This window comes from Halalkalibacterium ligniniphilum, from assembly GCF_000334155.1.
Classification (GTDB): domain Bacteria; phylum Bacillota; class Bacilli; order Bacillales; family Bacillaceae_D; genus Halalkalibacterium; species Halalkalibacterium ligniniphilum.
The window spans coordinates 1-18,247 of the sequence record NZ_ANNK01000059.1; the positions used below are offsets into that span (position 1 = coordinate 1).

The 18,247-nt window shown below is 41.8% G+C and carries 15 protein-coding genes and 1 pseudogene; 15 read left to right on the forward strand and 1 reads right to left on the reverse strand.

The window, feature by feature from the left end; translation table 11 throughout:
* The first annotated feature begins 119 nt into the window (after positions 1–119).
* The 12 genes from urtB to BLT_RS0105765 all read left to right on the forward strand — a co-directional run bounded on the left by urtB (position 120) and on the right by BLT_RS0105765 (position 14,215).
* Positions 120–1,022, forward strand: coding sequence for an urea ABC transporter permease subunit UrtB (gene urtB / locus BLT_RS0105705; protein ID WP_017726845.1), 903 nt, complete (start codon positions 120–122; stop codon positions 1,020–1,022).
* A gap of 22 nt (positions 1,023–1,044) precedes the next feature.
* Positions 1,045–2,139 (forward strand): urea ABC transporter permease subunit UrtC, encoded by a 1,095-nt coding sequence (urtC, locus tag BLT_RS0105710; protein ID WP_017726846.1) that lies wholly within the window; start codon positions 1,045–1,047, stop codon positions 2,137–2,139.
* Positions 2,081–2,881: an urea ABC transporter ATP-binding protein UrtD gene (gene urtD / locus BLT_RS0105715; protein ID WP_017726847.1), complete on the forward strand. Its 801-nt coding sequence runs from the start codon at positions 2,081–2,083 to the stop codon at positions 2,879–2,881. The genes urtC and urtD overlap by 59 nt, the downstream gene beginning before the upstream one ends.
* Complete coding sequence (urtE, locus tag BLT_RS0105720) at positions 2,865–3,557, forward strand: urea ABC transporter ATP-binding subunit UrtE (RefSeq protein WP_017726848.1); 693 nt, start codon at positions 2,865–2,867, stop codon at positions 3,555–3,557. Before urtD ends, urtE begins: the two co-directional genes overlap by 17 nt.
* A gap of 484 nt (positions 3,558–4,041) precedes the next feature.
* A complete protein-coding gene (locus BLT_RS0105730) occupies positions 4,042–4,671 on the forward strand; it encodes a TetR/AcrR family transcriptional regulator (protein WP_017726850.1) in 630 nt (209 codons plus the stop codon).
* Positions 4,672–4,683: 12 nt separating this feature from the next.
* Entirely contained in the window at positions 4,684–5,178 is a 495-nt protein-coding gene (gene accB / locus BLT_RS0105735) for an acetyl-CoA carboxylase biotin carboxyl carrier protein (protein WP_017726851.1), read from the forward strand.
* Positions 5,179–5,193: 15 nt separating this feature from the next.
* A complete protein-coding gene (locus BLT_RS0105740; protein ID WP_201764264.1) occupies positions 5,194–6,747 on the forward strand; it encodes an acyl-CoA carboxylase subunit beta in 1,554 nt (517 codons plus the stop codon).
* A gap of 169 nt (positions 6,748–6,916) precedes the next feature.
* A complete protein-coding gene (locus BLT_RS0105745) occupies positions 6,917–9,049 on the forward strand; it encodes a methylmalonyl-CoA mutase family protein (RefSeq protein ID WP_026105006.1) in 2,133 nt (710 codons plus the stop codon).
* A gap of 10 nt (positions 9,050–9,059) precedes the next feature.
* Positions 9,060–11,195: a methylmalonyl-CoA mutase gene (gene scpA / locus BLT_RS0105750; RefSeq protein ID WP_236611070.1), complete on the forward strand. Its 2,136-nt coding sequence runs from the start codon at positions 9,060–9,062 to the stop codon at positions 11,193–11,195.
* 62 nt (positions 11,196–11,257) lie between these two features.
* On the forward strand, positions 11,258–12,268 hold the full coding sequence (gene meaB, locus BLT_RS0105755; protein ID WP_017726855.1) for a methylmalonyl Co-A mutase-associated GTPase MeaB: 1,011 nt from the start codon (positions 11,258–11,260) through the stop codon (positions 12,266–12,268).
* Positions 12,269–12,334: 66 nt separating this feature from the next.
* Positions 12,335–13,396 carry an EAL domain-containing protein gene (locus BLT_RS21500; RefSeq protein ID WP_017726856.1) on the forward strand — a complete coding sequence of 354 codons (1,062 nt, stop codon included), beginning with the start codon at positions 12,335–12,337 and terminating at the stop codon, positions 13,394–13,396.
* Positions 13,397–13,417: 21 nt separating this feature from the next.
* Complete coding sequence (locus tag BLT_RS0105765) at positions 13,418–14,215, forward strand: hypothetical protein (RefSeq protein ID WP_017726857.1); 798 nt, start codon at positions 13,418–13,420, stop codon at positions 14,213–14,215.
* A gap of 103 nt (positions 14,216–14,318) precedes the next feature.
* Here BLT_RS0105765 and BLT_RS0105770 read toward each other — a convergent pair whose 3' ends face one another.
* Complete coding sequence (locus BLT_RS0105770; protein WP_017726858.1) at positions 14,319–16,082, reverse strand: B12-binding domain-containing radical SAM protein; 1,764 nt, start codon at positions 16,080–16,082, stop codon at positions 14,319–14,321.
* 129 nt (positions 16,083–16,211) lie between these two features.
* Here BLT_RS0105770 and BLT_RS0105775 point away from each other — a divergent pair, with 129 nt between their 5' ends.
* From BLT_RS0105775 to BLT_RS23610, 3 genes and pseudogenes are all read left to right on the forward strand, one after another.
* On the forward strand, positions 16,212–16,814 hold the full coding sequence (locus BLT_RS0105775; RefSeq protein ID WP_017726859.1) for a hypothetical protein: 603 nt from the start codon (positions 16,212–16,214) through the stop codon (positions 16,812–16,814).
* A 181-nt stretch (positions 16,815–16,995) separates the two neighbouring features.
* A complete protein-coding gene (locus tag BLT_RS0105780) occupies positions 16,996–18,018 on the forward strand; it encodes an ABC transporter substrate-binding protein (RefSeq protein WP_017726860.1) in 1,023 nt (340 codons plus the stop codon).
* Between the two features lie 64 nt (positions 18,019–18,082).
* A pseudogene (locus BLT_RS23610) lies at positions 18,083–18,247 on the forward strand (ABC transporter permease); the annotation flags it as partial.

An 18,247-nucleotide genomic window follows, 5' to 3' on the forward strand; every position in this document is an offset into this window, starting at 1 on the left:
CTCCCGCAGGAGTCTACGTCTATTTCCTCCGCTAGGTTGTGCATTGTTCGCATGTTCAATCATACACGTTCGTTATGTCCCGGCCTCGTTTTACTTGAAGAACAAAGGAAGGATGCGAAATGGAAGGAATACTCATACAAGCTTTCAACGGAATTAGCCTTGGGTCCATTTTATTAATGATTGCCTTAGGGCTAGCGATAACATTTGGATTAATGAAAGTCATCAATATGGCACATGGAGAATTAATCATGATTGGGGCTTATGCAACCTATGTAGTCCAACTTGTGTTTACACAATATTTTCCAGTAGCGATGTTTGATTGGTACTTTGTCTTAGCGATACCTTTTGCATTTTTGGTTGCTGCATTAATCGGAATGTTATTGGAGTTTACAGTGATTAGACATTTGTATGGACGGCCGCTCGATAGTCTCCTGGCAACATTTGGGGCAGGTCTAATTCTTCAACAAACGGTTCGAACGATATTTGGAGCACCGAATGTAGGTGTAGAAAATCCTAGCTTTTTTCGCGGAGGGCTTGAAGTCTTTGGCGCAACCTTTCCTTATACCCGTTTATTTATTATTTGTCTCGTGGCTTGTAGCTTCTTACTCCTTGCCTGGTTTTTATACAAGACGCGAAATGGACGAAAAATTCGTGCAGTCATGCAGAATCGGGAGATGGCAACCTGCTTAGGGATTTCTGCACGAAAAGTAGATGGTATTACCTTTGCCATTGGAGCTGGCTTTGCTGGAATCGCAGGCGCAGCCCTAACATTAATTGGACCAATAGGCCCAACCATTGGGACGTATTATATTGTGGATGCCTTCATGGTCGTTGTTGTAGGAGGCGTAGGCATGCTGATTGGTACGGTAGCAGGTGCTTTAGGGATTGGGGTATTTAACACAATTTTTGAATATTGGACAGATGCTTCAATGGGGAAAGTACTCGTTTTTGCTCTTATCATCTTATTTTTACAATGGCGTCCATCTGGGATGTTTTCTACACAATCACGCTCTCTTGATTAATAAATAGAAAGGAGCAATAGGGATGCAGTCTTTTAGTGCACGGTTACTAGAGCGGAAATGGTTATTTCTCGTCCTAGTTATTATCTTGCTATTATTACCTTTTTTTCTCTCGGATTTTCGAACAAATTTACTTGGAAGGTACCTAGCGTTTGCCATACTCGTGATTGGACTTGATTTATTATGGGGTTATACGGGTGTGCTTAGCTTAGGTCATGGAATCTTTTTTGGTATCGGGGCCTACATTATGGCCATGTACTTAACAATGGAAGGAATGACAGGAGCTGTTCCTGATTTTATGGTCTGGAATGGGTTGACTGAGCTGCCTTGGTTCTGGGCATTGTTTTCAAATCCAGTCTTTGCAATTGTTGGCGCGATGTTCATTCCGATGTTTTTAGCGGCTATTCTTGGATTCTTTACCTTTCGTAACCGTATTAAAGACGTATATTTTACAATTCTTACGCAAGCCCTTGTATTGGTAACGGTCACGTTAATTATTAGTCAACAGGATGTAACAGGTGGAACGAATGGTCTCACTAGCTTTACGACGGTTTTTGGTTTTTCCTTATCATCACCGGCAACACAACAAGCCATTTATTACATTACAGTCGGTTGCTTGGTTGCGGTCTTTATTCTTTGTTCCTTACTCGTGAATAGCCGGTTTGGAAAGGCGCTAATTGCCATTCGTGATGGCGAAAACCGCCTGCGGTTTTCAGGCTACGACACGTCCATGTTTAAGGTGCTCGTTTTCTCCATTTCAGCAGGGATTGCAGGGTTAGCAGGGATGCTATTTGTCATGCAAGTGGGGATTATTTCACCATCAATGATTGGGATCATTCCTTCGATTGAAATGATTCTTTGGGTAGCAATTGGTGGCAGAGGAACATTAATCGGACCAGTTTTAGGAGCGATCTTAACGAATAGTGCGAAAACCTTCTTTAGTGAAACATACCCTGACGCATGGTTATATTTTCTTGGCACAGTCTTTGTGATTATTGTTGTATTCCTCCCAGGAGGACTTATGAGTTTAGTTGAAAAATGGAAAGGAAGAGGTGGAAGAAATGAGTCGAAATCAATTAAAGCAAAAAGAAGCGAGACGAATCATTCTGCAGTCGGATAATCTTTCCGTTCGTTTTGGTGGGTTTTATGCAATAAAAAATTTTGATTTTTCCATTCCACATGGGGAACTCCATTTTATTATCGGACCAAATGGAGCGGGAAAAACAACCTTTTTAGATGCGATCTGCGGGAAAACAAAAATAAGTGAAGGAAAGTTGAAATTTAACGGCAGTATCGACTTATTAAAGCTAAAGGAATATCAAATTGTACGAGAGGGGATTGGCCGTAAATTTCAAGCACCTTCGATTTTTCCTCATTTAACGGTTTCAGACAACTTAGAGCTAGCAATGAAACAGGATAAGCGAGTATTTCCGATCCTTTTTTCAAAAATTAAAGCGGATGAGCTAAAGAAAATCGAAGAAATGCTTGAGCTGATTGGTTTAAAGGATCATAAAAACACAATTGCCAAGACATTGTCGCACGGTCAGAAGCAATGGCTAGAAATCGGAATGGTCATGATGCAGGAGCCAGCCCTTTTGATGCTCGATGAGCCGATTGCTGGAATGACAGAGGAAGAAGAAGAAAAAACAGGAGAACTGCTTTTAAAATTGAAGAAGAGGTGCTCTATTATTGTTGTGGAGCATGATATGGAATTTGTTCGGAAATTCGCAGAAAAAGTAACAGTGATGCATGGGGGACAATTGCTATGTGATGGAACGATGGAAGAAGTTCAAGAAAATGAGCGGGTCATGGAAGTATATCTTGGTCGTAAGGAGGATAACGTCCATGCTAAAGCTCTCTAATCTTGAGGTTGCTTATGATGAAAGTACGGTGATCAGAGATGTTTCCCTTACAGTAGAGCCGGGGAATGTCGTATGTTTGATGGGGAGAAATGGTGTTGGTAAATCCACCTTAATGAAAACGATCATGGGTGTGCTAGAACCTAGAAATGGATCGATTTCATATAAAGGTGAGGAAATAACAAAAAAGAATGCCACTTACCGCGCTCGAAAAGGACTCGGGTATGTTCCACAAGGCAGAGAAATATTTCCTCAGCTAACAGTCTATGAAAATTTGCTGCTTGGTTTAGAAGCAAGGTCAAAAAAAGAAGAAGTCATTGATGAAAAGATTTATGAATATTTTCCAGTCTTACAAGAGATGAAAGATCGGCGCGGTGGTGATCTAAGTGGAGGTCAGCAGCAACAGCTTTCCTTTGGTCGAGCACTTGTGACTGAACCGAATTGTTTATTGCTTGATGAACCAACAGAAGGAATTCAGCCAAACATTGTCGCTGATATTCAAGAAGTCATCAAAGATATTAAACGAAATCAGCAAAATACATCGATTTTGCTTGTTGAACAAAGCTTTGACTTTGCCAAAAGTGTGGCGGATTATTTTTATGTCATGGATAAAGGCCGTATCGTTTATGAGGGTGAAGAGCTCATTGAAGAAGAAGTGAATCGATATTTGAGTGTCTGAGGACGTAAGTAGGGTCTTCGTTACGTTGTCAAGGAGTATTCAAAAAACGATAAGAGCTTTCACAAAAAACAAAATTAGAGCGAATAAAGCTGGAGTGCGAGGCGATGCCGCAAAGGATCGCCTCTTTGCTATCTATCGTTTGAAGGAAGAATCTGTGAAGCTTCATTTTAAATCTATAGATGATTGACAATTATTTGAACCTTTTGTATTATGTAAGCGTATACATATAAAGACTGACTAGTCGGTCTTTGGTTGGTTGAGGCTATAGCAATCGCTTCGGAAATATACTTCGCTAAGGTGGTGCATTGTTCGCATTTTTAATCATACACGCTCACGCTCGTTATGTCCCAGCCTCATAGCTTATTATCAGAAATCTCTCTATTACATTTATTTTCACTGATGCTTTCCAAAAAGTTTACGCTGATTTGCTACAATAAATAAAAATATGACAGAATCATTTGAAAAAGCAGGTGAACAAAAACAAATGGGGAAAAGATCAACAAAAGAACGGATTATTGAAACGGCATTACATCTTTTTGAGGAACAAGGCTTTCATGCAGTTACGGTCGACAAAATTGTGCAAGCAAGCCAAACGTCGAAGGGAGGATTTTACCACAATTTTAAATCTAAGGATGAGCTACTATATACGATACATGATTCGTTTATTACGTATATTTTGGATAAAGCAGAGGAAGCGTATGAAAGGTTTGATACACCAGCAGAACGATTGTATGAAACGGTCAAGTCTTTTGTCATGATGTTTGACCTCTATCGTCCTCATGTTACCGTTTTTTATCAGGAATCACTCTATTTAAACAACGAATCCTTTCAAACAATCAAGGCGAAGCGTGACCAATATAAGGAGAGAATGTTTCGCGTTGTGGAAGAAGGAATTGCTCAAGGCGAATTTCGTAAAGAAATTCCCGTACCGATTACATCAATGGCCATTTTTGGGATGACGAACTGGACGTACAAATGGTACAAAGCGGACGGTCGCTACTCGATTCAAGAGATTGCAAATATATACGCAGACTTAATCATGCATGCGGTGTTAACAAAAGAGGCTGCAGCTAATCCAGCCTATCAACACTTTTTCTTAAAAAATTCGAACTGAAGGGAGAAAAAGATGCTAAAAGTAACAGAAATAAAAGAGTTGATTCGTGCACTTGACCGTTCGTCCGTTGATGAACTCACCATTATTGAAGAAGGGAAACAGCGGCTGACACTAAAAAAGCAAGGAAAAGTGACGAAAGCTCCAATCTCAATGATTGAGCAAGGGATTAGCCCAGCCTCTTCACCGCAACAAGAAACGGAGCCGCTCGAAAAGAAACCATTGCTTGAAAAGCCAACCTTGACTGAAGGTCTAAAGGAAGGTTTTCAAGAAATTACCTCCCCAATGGTTGGTACGTTTTACAAAGCTCCGTCTCCAGATTCAGAGCCTTACGTAAAGGTCGGTGAAAAGGTAGTGGATGACCAGATTGTATGTATTGTTGAAGCCATGAAGCTCATGAATGAGATTGAAGCGGGAGTGAATGGAGAAATCGTTGCCGTCCTTGTAGAAAATGGTCAGCTTGTTGAGTATGGGCAACCGCTTTTTCAAGTGAGAGTAGCAAACGAATGACGTTGGGAGTGATAAATGATGGACATGTTTGACAAAATTGAGATCATGGAGGAACGACGTGAAAAGGTAAAGCTTGGCGGTGGAGAAAAGCGTATTGATGCTCAGCATGACCGAGGGAAGCTAACGGCAAGGGAACGCATTGATCTGTTACTTGATGAAGGTACGTTTGTTGAATTAAATCCGTTTATTGAGCATCGTGGACTGGATTATGGTACTTCGGAAGCTCCAGGTGAAGGGGTCGTCACAGGATATGGAAAAATCGAAGGGCGTCTCGTCTTCGTCTTTGCTCAAGATTTTACAGTGTTTGGTGGAGCATTAGGAGAGATGCATGCGACTAAAATTGCCAAAGTGATGGATCTAGCAGTGGAAAACGGTGCCCCTATTATCGGTTTAAATGATTCTGGTGGTGCAAGAATTCAGGAAGGCGTTCTTTCCCTTGATGGTTACGGACATATCTTCTATCGAAATGCGATTTATTCAGGGGTTGTTCCACAAATTTCGGTCATCATGGGACCTTGTGCTGGAGGGGCAGTCTATTCTCCGGCCATTACAGACTTTGTTTTTATGGTGGAAAAGACGAGCCAAATGTTTATTACTGGGCCAAAGGTGATCGAAAGTGTAACGGGAGCAAAAATTAACAGCGAAGATTTAGGTGGAGCCAAGATTCATTCGACAAAAAGCGGAAACGCTCACTTTACGGCTGAATCGGAAGAGCAGGTTTTACAGGAAGTACGTCGTTTGATTCAATTTCTTCCATCAAATCACGAGGAAAAGCCACCTGTAATAAAGCCTCAAACCTCTCGCCCAGTTGATGAACGACTGGATGAGCTGTTGGATTTAGTTCCAGTTGATGGAAGAAAGGTCTATGATGTGAGAAAAGTGATTAAAGTCATCGTAGATGATCGTGAGTTTTTGGAAGTACAACCGTCTTTTGCGAAAAACATTGTTATTGGGTTTGCGCGAATTGAAGGAGAGACGGTCGGGATTGTGGCAAACAATCCGAAAATGATGGCTGGTGGTCTGGACATTGATTCATCGGACAAGTGTTCAAGATTTATTCGATTTTGTGATTGTTTCAATATTCCACTTATTACTTTTGAAGATGTAACCGGCTTTATCCCAGGTGTTCAACAGGAGCATGGGGGCATTATTCGTCATGGAGCAAAAATTTTGTATGCGTACTCAGAAGCAACAGTACCAAAAATTACCGTCATTTTACGAAAAGCGTTTGGTGGAGCGTATGTTGCGCTTAATAGTAAAGCGATCGGTGCAGATCTTGTGTTTGCATGGCCAAATGCAGAAATTGCCGTCATGGGTCCTGAAGGAGCAGCCAATATTATTTTTGCCAAAGAAATTAGAGAAAGTGCCGATCCTGAATCAACGAGAGCAGCAAAAATTGCGGAGTATCGGGAGCGATTCGCCAATCCATATGTGGCAGCTGCAAATGGAATGGTTGATGATGTGATTGATCCTAGGGATACACGAAAGAGCTTAGCGAGTGCTCTTGAAATGCTTCGCAATAAGAAAAAAGCTTTGCCGAAAAAGAAGCATGGAAACATTCCTTTATAAGATATGTGATTGGTTGAAGAGCTAAACTTGATATCGAAATATAAAATGAGCGTGTCTATACTTTAAACAACAAAGAAATGGATCGTAAGAAACGGAGAAAGGAAGAACCATGTAACAAATAGGATGTGGCGATTAGATTCGATTCGGAAGGGAGTGAGCGGCGAGGTCAATGGACTGCCGCAATACAATGGAGAAACGAAAAGACTTAGAACTGTTTAGTGAGTTTCCGATCCCAACCTATGAGCAGTGGCGAGCCATTGCAGAAAAATCGTTAAAGGGAGCAGCCTTTGATGAAAAATTGCTAACGAGAACCGATGATGGGATTGTTTTGCAGCCAATGTACCAGAAAAAAGATATTGAAGACCTTGAAACACCCAACACTCTACCAGGAATGTTTCCCTTTACCCGTGGCTCAAAAGCAAGACTAGAAAAGCGACCTTGGGAAGTCAGTCAAGAGCTTGCAATTGCGGTTCCAGAACAGTTTAACAAAGTAGCGATTCTTGATTTGAAACGCGGTCAATCTGTGTTGAACATTGTCCTTGATCAAGGGACTAAAAGAGGAGAAAGTCCTCTGAACCGTCAAGAACAGGTGGGGCATAGCGGTCTTTGTTTATCGAATTTGAAGGATGTGGAGTGTGCACTAAAAGAGATTGACTTGAGTAGCACACCACTTTATATTGATGCCGGTGCAATTTCTACCTCGCTTCTAGCTAGCATCACAGCGTTGCTTGAAAAGGAAGAGGTGCCGGCCGCTGAGCTGCGTGGGGTCATTGCCGCAGACCCGTTGCATGAATTAAGCAGAAATGGTGAGCTTCCTTATGGTTTAGAGATTGTTTTTGACCAACTGGCTCAAGGAACGAACTGGGCAAGGCAGCATGCACCAAAAGTAAAAACGATCCTGATCCAAAGCCATTGTTATCATAATGGTGGAGTTTCTGCTACTGAGGAGCTTGCCATTGCCCTTTCCACAGGGGTTGACTATGTACAGCGCTTAATCGAACGAGGACTTGACCCTGATGAAATCGGCAAGGCGATCTGTTTCTCTTATTCGATCGGCAGTCAGATGTTTACCGAAATTGCAAAGCTTCGTGCTGCAAGAACCCTATGGGCTGCGATTATGAAAGCGTTTGGTGCATCTGAGGACGGTCAAAAAATGTATCTTCATGGGAGAACGTCTGCCTATACGAAAACGCTCTTTGATCCCTATGTGAACATGTTAAGAGGAACGGGAGAAGCGTTCGCGGCAGCTGTAGGTGGGGCTGATAGTATTCATGTCAGTCCTTTTGACGAAGTGATTCAAAAATCAACCTCTTTTTCAAGGCGGATTGCTCGAAACACGTCAATCATTCTTCAAGAAGAGGCACATATAGGGAAAACGATTGACCCTGCAGGTGGCTCTTGGTATGTGGAGCATCTTACAAATGAGCTTAGCAAAAAGGCATGGACTCTCTTCCAAGAAATCGAAAAAAATGGCGGAATCATTGAAGCTTTAAAGCAGGGTCTCCCGCAAAAGTGGGCAAAAGCTTCGTCAGCACAGCGTGAGGAACGGGTCAAATATCGCCGGGACGTTATTGTCGGGACGAACCAATATGTTAATCTTGATGAAAAGCCATTACAATTTGTAGCAGAGGATGAGTCAGAGGCGATTCAACAATATCTTAACCGACTTCAAGCCACGTTGGAGAAGAGTGAAAAGCCTCTACCTGAAGCTCTTCACCAATTTTCTGATATTCAATCACTTGTCAAAGCTGGTGTTCCTTTTTATCAAATCACTCAAGTCTTTCAACAAATGAGCAAAGAGCTTCTTTCAATTAAGCCAATTAATGAGAAACGAATCGGTGAACCCTTTGAGAGGCTCCGTTTGGCAACAAAGGCGTATGATGAAAAAAACGGATCAAGACCTCAAGTAGCTCTTTTGCCAATCGGTTCATTGGCTGTTCATAAACCACGCTCTGATTTTGCAAGAGGCTTTTTTGAAGTCGCTGGCTTTGAGGTTAGCCGTTTAAAAGAGAGCGAAAGTGTGGAGCAAGCATTAGAGCAGGTTCGCCCTCTAACCGTTGACACACTCGTCCTTTGTAGCAGTGACGAATACTATGATGAGCTCGCCGTGCCCCTTGTAAAAGCTCTCCGTAAAGAGAAGCCAGACTTGACGCTCTATTTGGCAGGACGGTTAAAAAATACACGAACAAATGAGCTAATCGAAGCAGGAATCGATGACTTTATCCACAGGCAATCAAATAATTATGAGGTTCTCCATCAATTATTACGAAAAAAGGGGGTGCTTCAAGATGAAAAAGCCTAATTTTGCAGAGATGCCGTTTCCTACTTTTCCATCAAAGGAAGAAAGGAAAGACGTTGAGCGAGGGAATACCTTTGAAACCGTTGAGCAAATCGAAGTCAAACCTTTGTATACAAAGGAGGACATAAAAGGAATGCCTCATCTCGGTTATGTAGCGGGCATTGCGCCGTTTTTTCGGGGGCCATATCCTGCTATGTATAAAACACGTCCTTGGACGATTCGTCAGTATGCAGGCTTTTCAACAGCAGAGGAAAGTAATGCCTTTTATCGTCGGAACCTAGCTGCTGGGCAAAAAGGTCTCTCGATTGCCTTTGATTTAGCGACACATCGGGGCTATGACTCGGATCATCCTCGTGTCGTGGGAGACGTAGGGAAGGCAGGGGTGGCAGTTGATTCCATCCTTGATATGAAAATTCTTTTTGACGGCATTCCCCTTGATCAAATGTCAGTATCGATGACGATGAACGGAGCTGTTCTACCGATCATGGCCTTTTATATCGTTGCAGCCGAAGAGCAGGGTGTAAAGCCAGAGCAGCTTTCAGGGACGATCCAAAATGATATTTTAAAAGAATATATGGTCCGAAATACGTATATTTACCCTCCAGAAGCGTCAATGAAAGTGATTGCAGATATTTTTGAGTATACGTCGAAATACATGCCGAAATTTAATAGTATTAGCATTTCTGGCTACCATATGCAGGAAGCTGGGGCGACTGCAGACATTGAGCTTGCTTACACCTTAGCCGACGGGCTTGAATATGTACGAACCGGAATAAAGGCAGGATTGGATATTGACGCTTTTGCGCCACGCTTATCGTTCTTTTGGGCAATTGGCATGAATTATTATATGGAAGTAGCGAAAATGCGAGCAGCGCGTTTAATTTGGGCAAAATTGATGAAAGGTTTTAATCCGAAAAATGAAAAATCTATGGCGCTTAGGACCCACTCGCAAACGTCAGGCTGGTCGTTAACGGAGCAAGATCCCTACAATAATGTCGTTCGTACGGCGATTGAAGCCTTGGCAGCAGCACTGGGGCATACACAATCGCTTCATACGAATGCTCTTGATGAAGCCATTGCCTTACCAACTGATTTTTCTGCACGAATTGCTCGGAATACGCAGCTCTATTTACAGGATGAAACAGGCATTACGAATGTGTTAGATCCATGGGGCGGTTCATATTATGTTGAGTCACTTACTGTGGAGCTGTTGAAAAAAGCTTGGGATCATATTGAAGAAGTAGAAAAGCTAGGAGGTATGGCAAAAGCGCTCGAGACAGGCTTACCGAAAATGCGGATTGAAGAAGCAGCCGCAAGACGTCAAGCGAAAATCGATTCAGGACAGGAAGCAATCATCGGTGTCAATAAATATCGCCCTGATGAAATAGAACCTCTTGATATTCTTGATATTGACAATACAGCAGTTCGACAGGCGCAAATTAATCGTCTTGAAAAGCTTCGGGCAGAACGAGACGAAAGGAACGTTCAAGCGGCACTGGCACGTTTAACCGAAGCGGCTGAGTCTGGTGAAGGGAACCTGCTTGCCTTAGCAGTAGATGCAGCTCGTGCTCGTGCGACACTTGGAGAAATTTCAATGGCCTACGAGAAAGTTGTAGGTCGCCATAAGGCGGTGATTCGCTCGATTAGTGGAGTATATCGCTCAGAATTTGGAGAAAAGGAAGAAATGAAAAAAGTACGAGAAATGACCGATCGTTTTGCTGAATTAGAAGGGCGCCGTCCGCGGATTATGGTCGCTAAAATGGGGCAGGATGGACACGATCGAGGAGCAAAAGTGATTTCAACTGCATTTGCTGATATGGGGTTTGATGTGGATATTGGACCACTCTTTCAAACACCAGAAGAGGCAGCCTTGCAAGCGGTAGAGAATGACGTCCATGTTTTAGGGATGAGTTCGTTAGCGGCTGGTCATAAAACTCTTTTGCCGCAAGTTGCAGAGGAACTAAAAAAGCTTGGCCGGGAAGATATTATGATCATTGTTGGAGGGGTCATTCCTGCTCAAGATTATGAATTTTTAAAAGCACATGGAGCAGCCGCTATTTTTGGACCAGGAACAGTTATTCCCATTGCCGCTCAAAAGATATTAGAGGAAATGAATCGGCGTCTTGGCTATGATGAAGAGGAAGTATAAGCTGCTTCCTCTTTCCTTTTAACATGTAAGAGACGAATAAAAGATGAAAGGAGGAATAGAGGGTGGAGAAACGTTCACCAAAAAGACGTGAATTAAAGGTTTCAGATTATGTAAATGGGGTATTGGATAGGGACCGGGCGATCATTGCAAGAACGATTACCCTAGTGGAAAGCAACTCACCTCGTCATATGGAGATGGCTCAAGAAGTACTTAAGGAGCTTATGCCTTATACAGGAAACTCTATTCGCATTGGCATCACAGGGGTTCCAGGTGTTGGGAAAAGTACTTTAATTGAGGCATTTGGAACGATGTTATGTGAGCGTGACCACAAAGTAGCGGTTTTGGCAGTTGACCCGTCAAGTAATGTTTCTCGTGGGAGTATTCTTGGGGATAAGACGAGGATGGATAAGCTATCAAGAAACAAGAATGCTTTTGTTCGTCCTTCTCCTTCAAGTGGCACGTTGGGTGGTGTTGCTCGAAAAAGCCGTGAAACATTACTTGTTTGTGAAGCAGCAGGCTTTGATGTGATCATCGTCGAAACAGTCGGTGTCGGTCAAAGCGAAATAACCGTTCGTTCAATGGTTGATTTTTTTCTCGTCCTTATGCTAACAGGAGCGGGAGATGAGCTTCAAGGGATGAAGAAAGGTGTAATGGAGATGGCTGATGCGATTTTTATTAATAAAGCAGATGGACCAAACAAACAGGCTGCCATGCTTGCTAAAACAGAGTACAACCGACTTCTTCACTTCTTGCCTTCAGCGACAGAGGGATGGGAAACGAAGGCTTTTACCGTCTCCGCTTTAACGGGAGAGGGCGTTCCTGAAATTTGGAAGGTGATTCAGCGCTTTTTAGCATTAGGGAAAGAGCATGGTTTTTTTGAGCAGCGTCGCAAGGAACAAGCGATGAACTGGTTTGATTCACTCATCGAAGGGCAAATATTAGCATCCTTTTATCAAAATAGCTTGGTAAAAGAACGGTTGCCACAATTCAAAAAGAAAGTCTTAACAGGAGAACTAACACCGACCCTCGCAGTGACGCAACTTCTATCATTATATGAACAACAACAGAACTAGATTAAAATTATTTTTTAAAATGATCGTAATACATAAATGAACTCGATTTACTAGGAGGGTGCATCAATGGATGAGTGTAGCCGCTGTAGTGAATTTCCAGCGCTAGAATCAAAAGGCTTGATAATTTTTTATGAAAAGCAGCCAGCTCTATTTGTACAATTAAAAAATTTACTTTATCAAAAGGGAGTGGATGTAAAGGAAAGCGCTACACTCTTGCAAGTTTCCTATTCAAGCTTTGATGAATTAACGGAATGGATGAGGTTTTTAAATGAGCAATTATCCCCTGTTCAAAAAAGAAGGTTGTATGGGAGTTATTCCGCCACAAAAAATGAAGAAATAAGCTTTTTAAAAATGACCTCGTTTCATGAATTATTTGTGCGGATTTCTAATCGGCAGCTATTGCAAATTATTAATCATCGACTATTTGTCCCTTTTTTGCAGCCGATTGTCCAACTTCAAAAGGATGAAATTTACGGCTATGAATTCTTATTGCGTCAAAAATCTGAGGCGTATCCATTTTCTCCTGGGCGCTTATTTGCCTTTTCTCAACAAGCTGGATTGCAAACTGTCCTAGATGGACAGGCGAGAATTGTATCGATAGAAGCAGGAGCAAAAATCTTAAAATCAGGGATTAAACGGTTTATTAATTTTTTGCCTTCATCCATCTATGATCCGAATCATTGCTTGAAAAGTACATTCAAAGCAGCTGAGCAGTTTCGTGTTGATCCGAAAGATCTGGTATTTGAGGTAGTCGAAACAGAAAAAATTGCTGATGTCGATCATTTGAAGAAAATTTTTAAAACGTATCAGGAATACGGAATAAATGTGGCTCTAGACGACATTGGGTCGGGTTTTGCCACTTTGAATGTACTGCAAGAGCTGCGACCTAATTTTGCGAAAATTGATCGTAAGCTTGTAGCCCATTGTGATGGCGACAAAGAAAAGCAAACACAAATAAAAGCGATCATTGACATAAGCCGTGAGCAGGGGACATCTCTACTTGCAGAAGGAATTGAACGAGCAGAGGAAGCCGAATTTTGTAAGGAAGCAGGGATCGAACTTGCTCAAGGCTACTACTTTGGCAAACCACAGCCCTTACCAAATCCTGAAGACCAAATTGCTAGTTAGAGAAAGAGAAAGGAGAGGGCGATGACTAATTCTTGGAGCTTTGAACAACATGAAACTGCGGCCGTCCTTGATTGTATTGGAGAAAATATTTTCATTGCTGACTTGTCATTTCGTCTTGTCTGGATGAATCAATCAGCGTATCAATTGATTGATGGTATCAAGGAGCATCTTCTCATTGAGAAAGCTGAAGAACTCATTGGCTTACATTTAAACGTTTTCCACCCACGGTTTGAGGTGAAGCAAAAAGTTGTGCTAGAGGAAAAGCTTCCCTATGAAACACGCATTCATTTATTTAATAAATATTTTGCCGATATAAAAGTGTCAGGGTTGAAAAATCGTGAGGGGGAAAGGGCTGGGTATATTTTGAACTGGCGGGATGTCACCAAAGAAGCTCGGGAGCTTAAGGAAACGCAAGAGCTAATTGAGGAGATTTCTACCCCGATTTTAGCGACAATGGTTGAAGGGGCATTGCTTGTACCGTTAATTGGGACGTTCGACAGGCGTCGGTTTGAGCTTCTCCAAAAGAAATTACTTCAAACCTGTGTGGATAATGCAACAGAGTCTCTCATTTTTGATTTTGAAGGCATTACAGCCAATAACAGTGAAGAATTTTTATCGAAGCTAGGTACGTTAGCGTCAACCGTGACACTCATTGGAGCGCAGCCGATCTTTGTAGGCTTTCCAATTGAGGTGGTTAAGAAGATGGTTACAGCTGGACTGAAGCGAGATGTGAAGACGTTTCGGACCTTTAGACAAGCTTCTCACTATTTATTAAAAAAACAAGGGCTTGATTTGAATTACAATACCTGCCGAAGGTAGAATTAATACGACTACATATATAGAAGAGGGCTTACTCCTAAGGCTGTCACCTTAGGAGTTTGGCCCTTTTATTTTATCATCCTATATGATAATGTCTCTCTTTTTATGCTTGCTTGACTGGAACCTTAGGCACAGTTGTCGTGTAAATGGTCGTTTCAAGTGATTTAGGATTAAAATAGGCAAGCAGTAAGGTTTGCTCACGCTTTACCCCTTTGCCTTGAAGAATGTGATTTAACGAAAAGGGGATCACTTCAACCATTGTGTGTTTATGCAACTCTTTTTCGCTAAGCTGTAATGCGGACAATTCTTTAGAGTAGAGTGCTGGTCGTTCTGCAATTTCTTTTAAATAATAGGATTGGGTTTCTTTATCTAGAGAAAACGTCCACCATGGCTTACGTGGCTTATGCTTATGATTTTTGAAATAGTCATATATCATTAAGCCTTTAATCACATCAAGGTTTGCTGTTTGACGACTAGATAAAAATTCGTAGAGGCGTCTAAACAAGTCTTCAAGCTGATGCCCAATTCGAGACCAACCTTGACGGTCCCAATAATCACCGAATTCTTGGAAAAAATCAAACGGCGAAGCAAATTCTTGTTCGACTAAGTAGTCGATTGTTTGATCCATGCGATGATCATTCCAATATTTTTCAAGCACATCTTCCACACGTTTGATTCGGATGATTTCTTCAAAAGAGAGAATGTTGTTCCCTAAAATTTCATAGGGTGAATGATCCATGTAGACATAATCGTGGTCTTTCGCGCGAAGGCGTAGTCCCGTACCACGAAGCATTTTCAAAAAGCCAAGCTGTAATTCCTCCGGGCGGAGGGAAAAAACATCGTTAAACGTGTTACGAAATGAAGCATAATCCTCTTCAGGAAGGCCAGCAATTAAATCGAGATGCTGATCGATTTTCCCTCCTTCTTTTACCATTCGCACCGTTCTCGTAAGCTTTTCAAAATTTTGTCGCCGCTGGACGAGCTCATTTGTTGCGTCATTCGTTGATTGGACGCCAATCTCGAAGCGGAAAATACCTGCTGGAGCGTGTTCATTTAAATAAGATAGGACTTCAGGACGCATGATGTCAGCAGTGATTTCAAATTGAAAAACACAGCCCTTATGGTTTTCAATTAAAAATTGAAAAATTTCAAGGGCATAATCCCGTTTAATATTAAAGGTCCGATCGACGAACTTAATGAGCTTTGCACCATTATCGATGAGAAACAGTAAATCTGCTTTCACCCGTTCAATATCATAATACCGAACACCCACTTCAATGGAAGAAAGGCAAAATTGACAGCTGTACGGGCAGCCACGGCTTGTTTCAAAATAGGTTACTCGTTTATCAAGGGCGGATAAATCCTCGGAAAAACGATAAGGGGTTGGGATCTCATCAAGCTTAAGCTTAGAACGGGGAGCTGTAATAATCGTTTCCTTCCCCTTTCGATAAGCAAGCCCAAAAACCATATGGTATTTTTCGGTGCTGCTCATTTCTTCTAATAATTGTTTAAAGGTTTCTTCTCCTTCACCAACAACGATAAAATCAACATCAAGTAAACGCTCCATCCATTCCTTTGTATCATAGGAAACCTCAGGGCCTCCTAAGACAATTTTGACAGTAGGCTTTACTTTTTTTAGCATCTCGATGACTTTTATCGTTTCCTCGATGTTCCAAATGTAGCAGCTAAAGCCGACAACATCTGGATCTCGCTGGAATAAGTCCGAAACGATGTTCATGACAGGGTCTTTAATTGTATATTCAACCATTTCTACCGGAAATTCAGGCTCTGCATATGCTTTTAGACAACGCAGGGCAAGGCATGTATGGATGTATTTCGCATTTAAAGTCGTTACGACGGTTTTCATGTAAATCCCTCAATTCCTTTAAGGCTATCGTATTGTATGATACCATAATCGTATTGTAAAATAGAAATGGAAACAGGCTTCTTTTCACGAATAAGTGTGAAAGAAAGAGGCTAGAGAGAGAGAATGTAGATGATGTTACTTTTAAATGATTGGTTGTATTATCTTGTTAGTGTATTAATTATTCTTGTTGTCACGTATTTTGTTAGCTTGTTTGTAAACAAGCAACTACGAAAATCGAAAAATGAGCCGAAGAAAAATACCGAAAATCTAGTTAGCTTTTTGATTTCAATTGCAATCATTCTTCTCTACTTTGCGATAACCGATCTATTAGTTGGTCGGGCTTATGAAGGGGATATTCTTTTTACAGAGGAGGAGGCGTGGGAAGTTGAATCGGCCTCTGTTCGCTATGTGACGACAGAGAACCCGTTCGTCGTTGATAGCTTTTTTGCTGAAGGTTATTTTTCTCAAGAAATACTAGCGAGTGGAGAAATGATTCAGGTGCTTATTAAAACGACTGATTACCCTGCTTTATATTCAATCGGAAGGAATGTGAGTGAAGGAAAGACATCCATGTTCCCGTATCAACAATATTATGAGAGCGAGCTTCAGCCTGCGATTATTGAGGCTCTACAGCAAGAAGAAGCTTCCTCGATCAATCAAGTGCTTTTAGCAGCAGAACAAAAATTGAACGACTCTTTTGATGCACATACCTTTTCACTTACATTGCAATAAATTAAAATAAAATGAAAAATGTTAAGGAGAACTTGCACTTTGTTTGCAGGTTCTTTTTAGCAAAAAATACTTGATTCCCTAAACGCTTTAACGTAAAAAAATTTCTTATTTACTTTCTTAGATCCTTGCTTTAAGATTATACATAACTATCCGAATATTACAATTGTTTAGGGGGAAAGACATGAAAAGATCGTGGTTTAAATGGGCAGGCACTGCCTTGATTAGCGTAATGGCGCTAACAGCCTGTGGTACAGAGGAAGCGTCACCAGAAGAGGAAGCACCAGCCCAGCAAGAAGAGGAACCAGCGGCTGGGGAAGGACAGGCATATGTAATCGGGGCTACCCAAATTGTTGAGCACCCGTCCTTAGATGCAGCCTACGAAGGGTTCCAGCAGGCTTTAGCTGATGCAGGGATTGAAGCGAGCTACGATTTCCAAAGTGCCCAAGGCGACCCAAACAATACGAGTGCGATTGCAAATAACTTTGTTGCTGATCAAGTGGATTTGATTTTTGCTAATTCAACATCAAGTGCAATAGGTGCTTTACAAGCAACGAGTGATATTCCAATTATTTTTACATCTGTAACAGATGCTGTTGGTGCGGGACTTGTGTCAGCAATGGACGAACCAGGTGAGAACATTACGGGTGTTGTTGATCTCCATCCTGATGCGATTGCATTAACCGTTGCTTTTATCGACGATTATTTTCCTGATGCAAGGGTCGGTCTTATCTATAATGCTGGAGAACCTAACTCTGTCGCTCAAATTGAAGCTGTAGAAGCTGCAGCGGACGGAACAAGCTTGAGCTTGGTAACGCGCACAGTTGGTTCATCTTCAGAGGTACAACAAGCAGCGACAACGCTTGTTGGGGAAGTGGATGTATTTTACGTTGTGACTGATAATACGGTTGTGTCTGCGTTAGAAACGGTTGTTGGAGTTGCGAATGACCAAGATATTCCACTTATTGTTGGTGAGCCTGATTCACTTGAACGTGGCGGGTTTGCAACATTTGGCATTGATTATTTCACAATCGGGTACCGTGCAGGAGAAATGGCTGTTGATGTCTTAAATGGGGATGCGACAACGGCTGATATTCCTGTTGAATACCCTGAAAATATGCAGCTCTTTATTAATCGAGAAGCAGCTGAAGAACAAGGAATTGAATGGAATGACGAGTGGGATAGTTTAGCTGAAATGATCAATTAAGGAAGAAACGGAGACCGACCTGTCATAATGGGCAGCGTCGGTTTTCAGATCTGGAGGGTATGGTATGTTTATTTCGATTTTTGGAGCCGTTGAATCGGGTATTATTTATGCCATCATGGCACTTGGGGTCTACTTGTCCTTTCGTATTTTAGATTTTCCTGATTTAACGGTAGACGGAAGCTTTGTGACGGGGGCTGCTGTGGCTGCCATTTCCATTGTGAACGGTGTA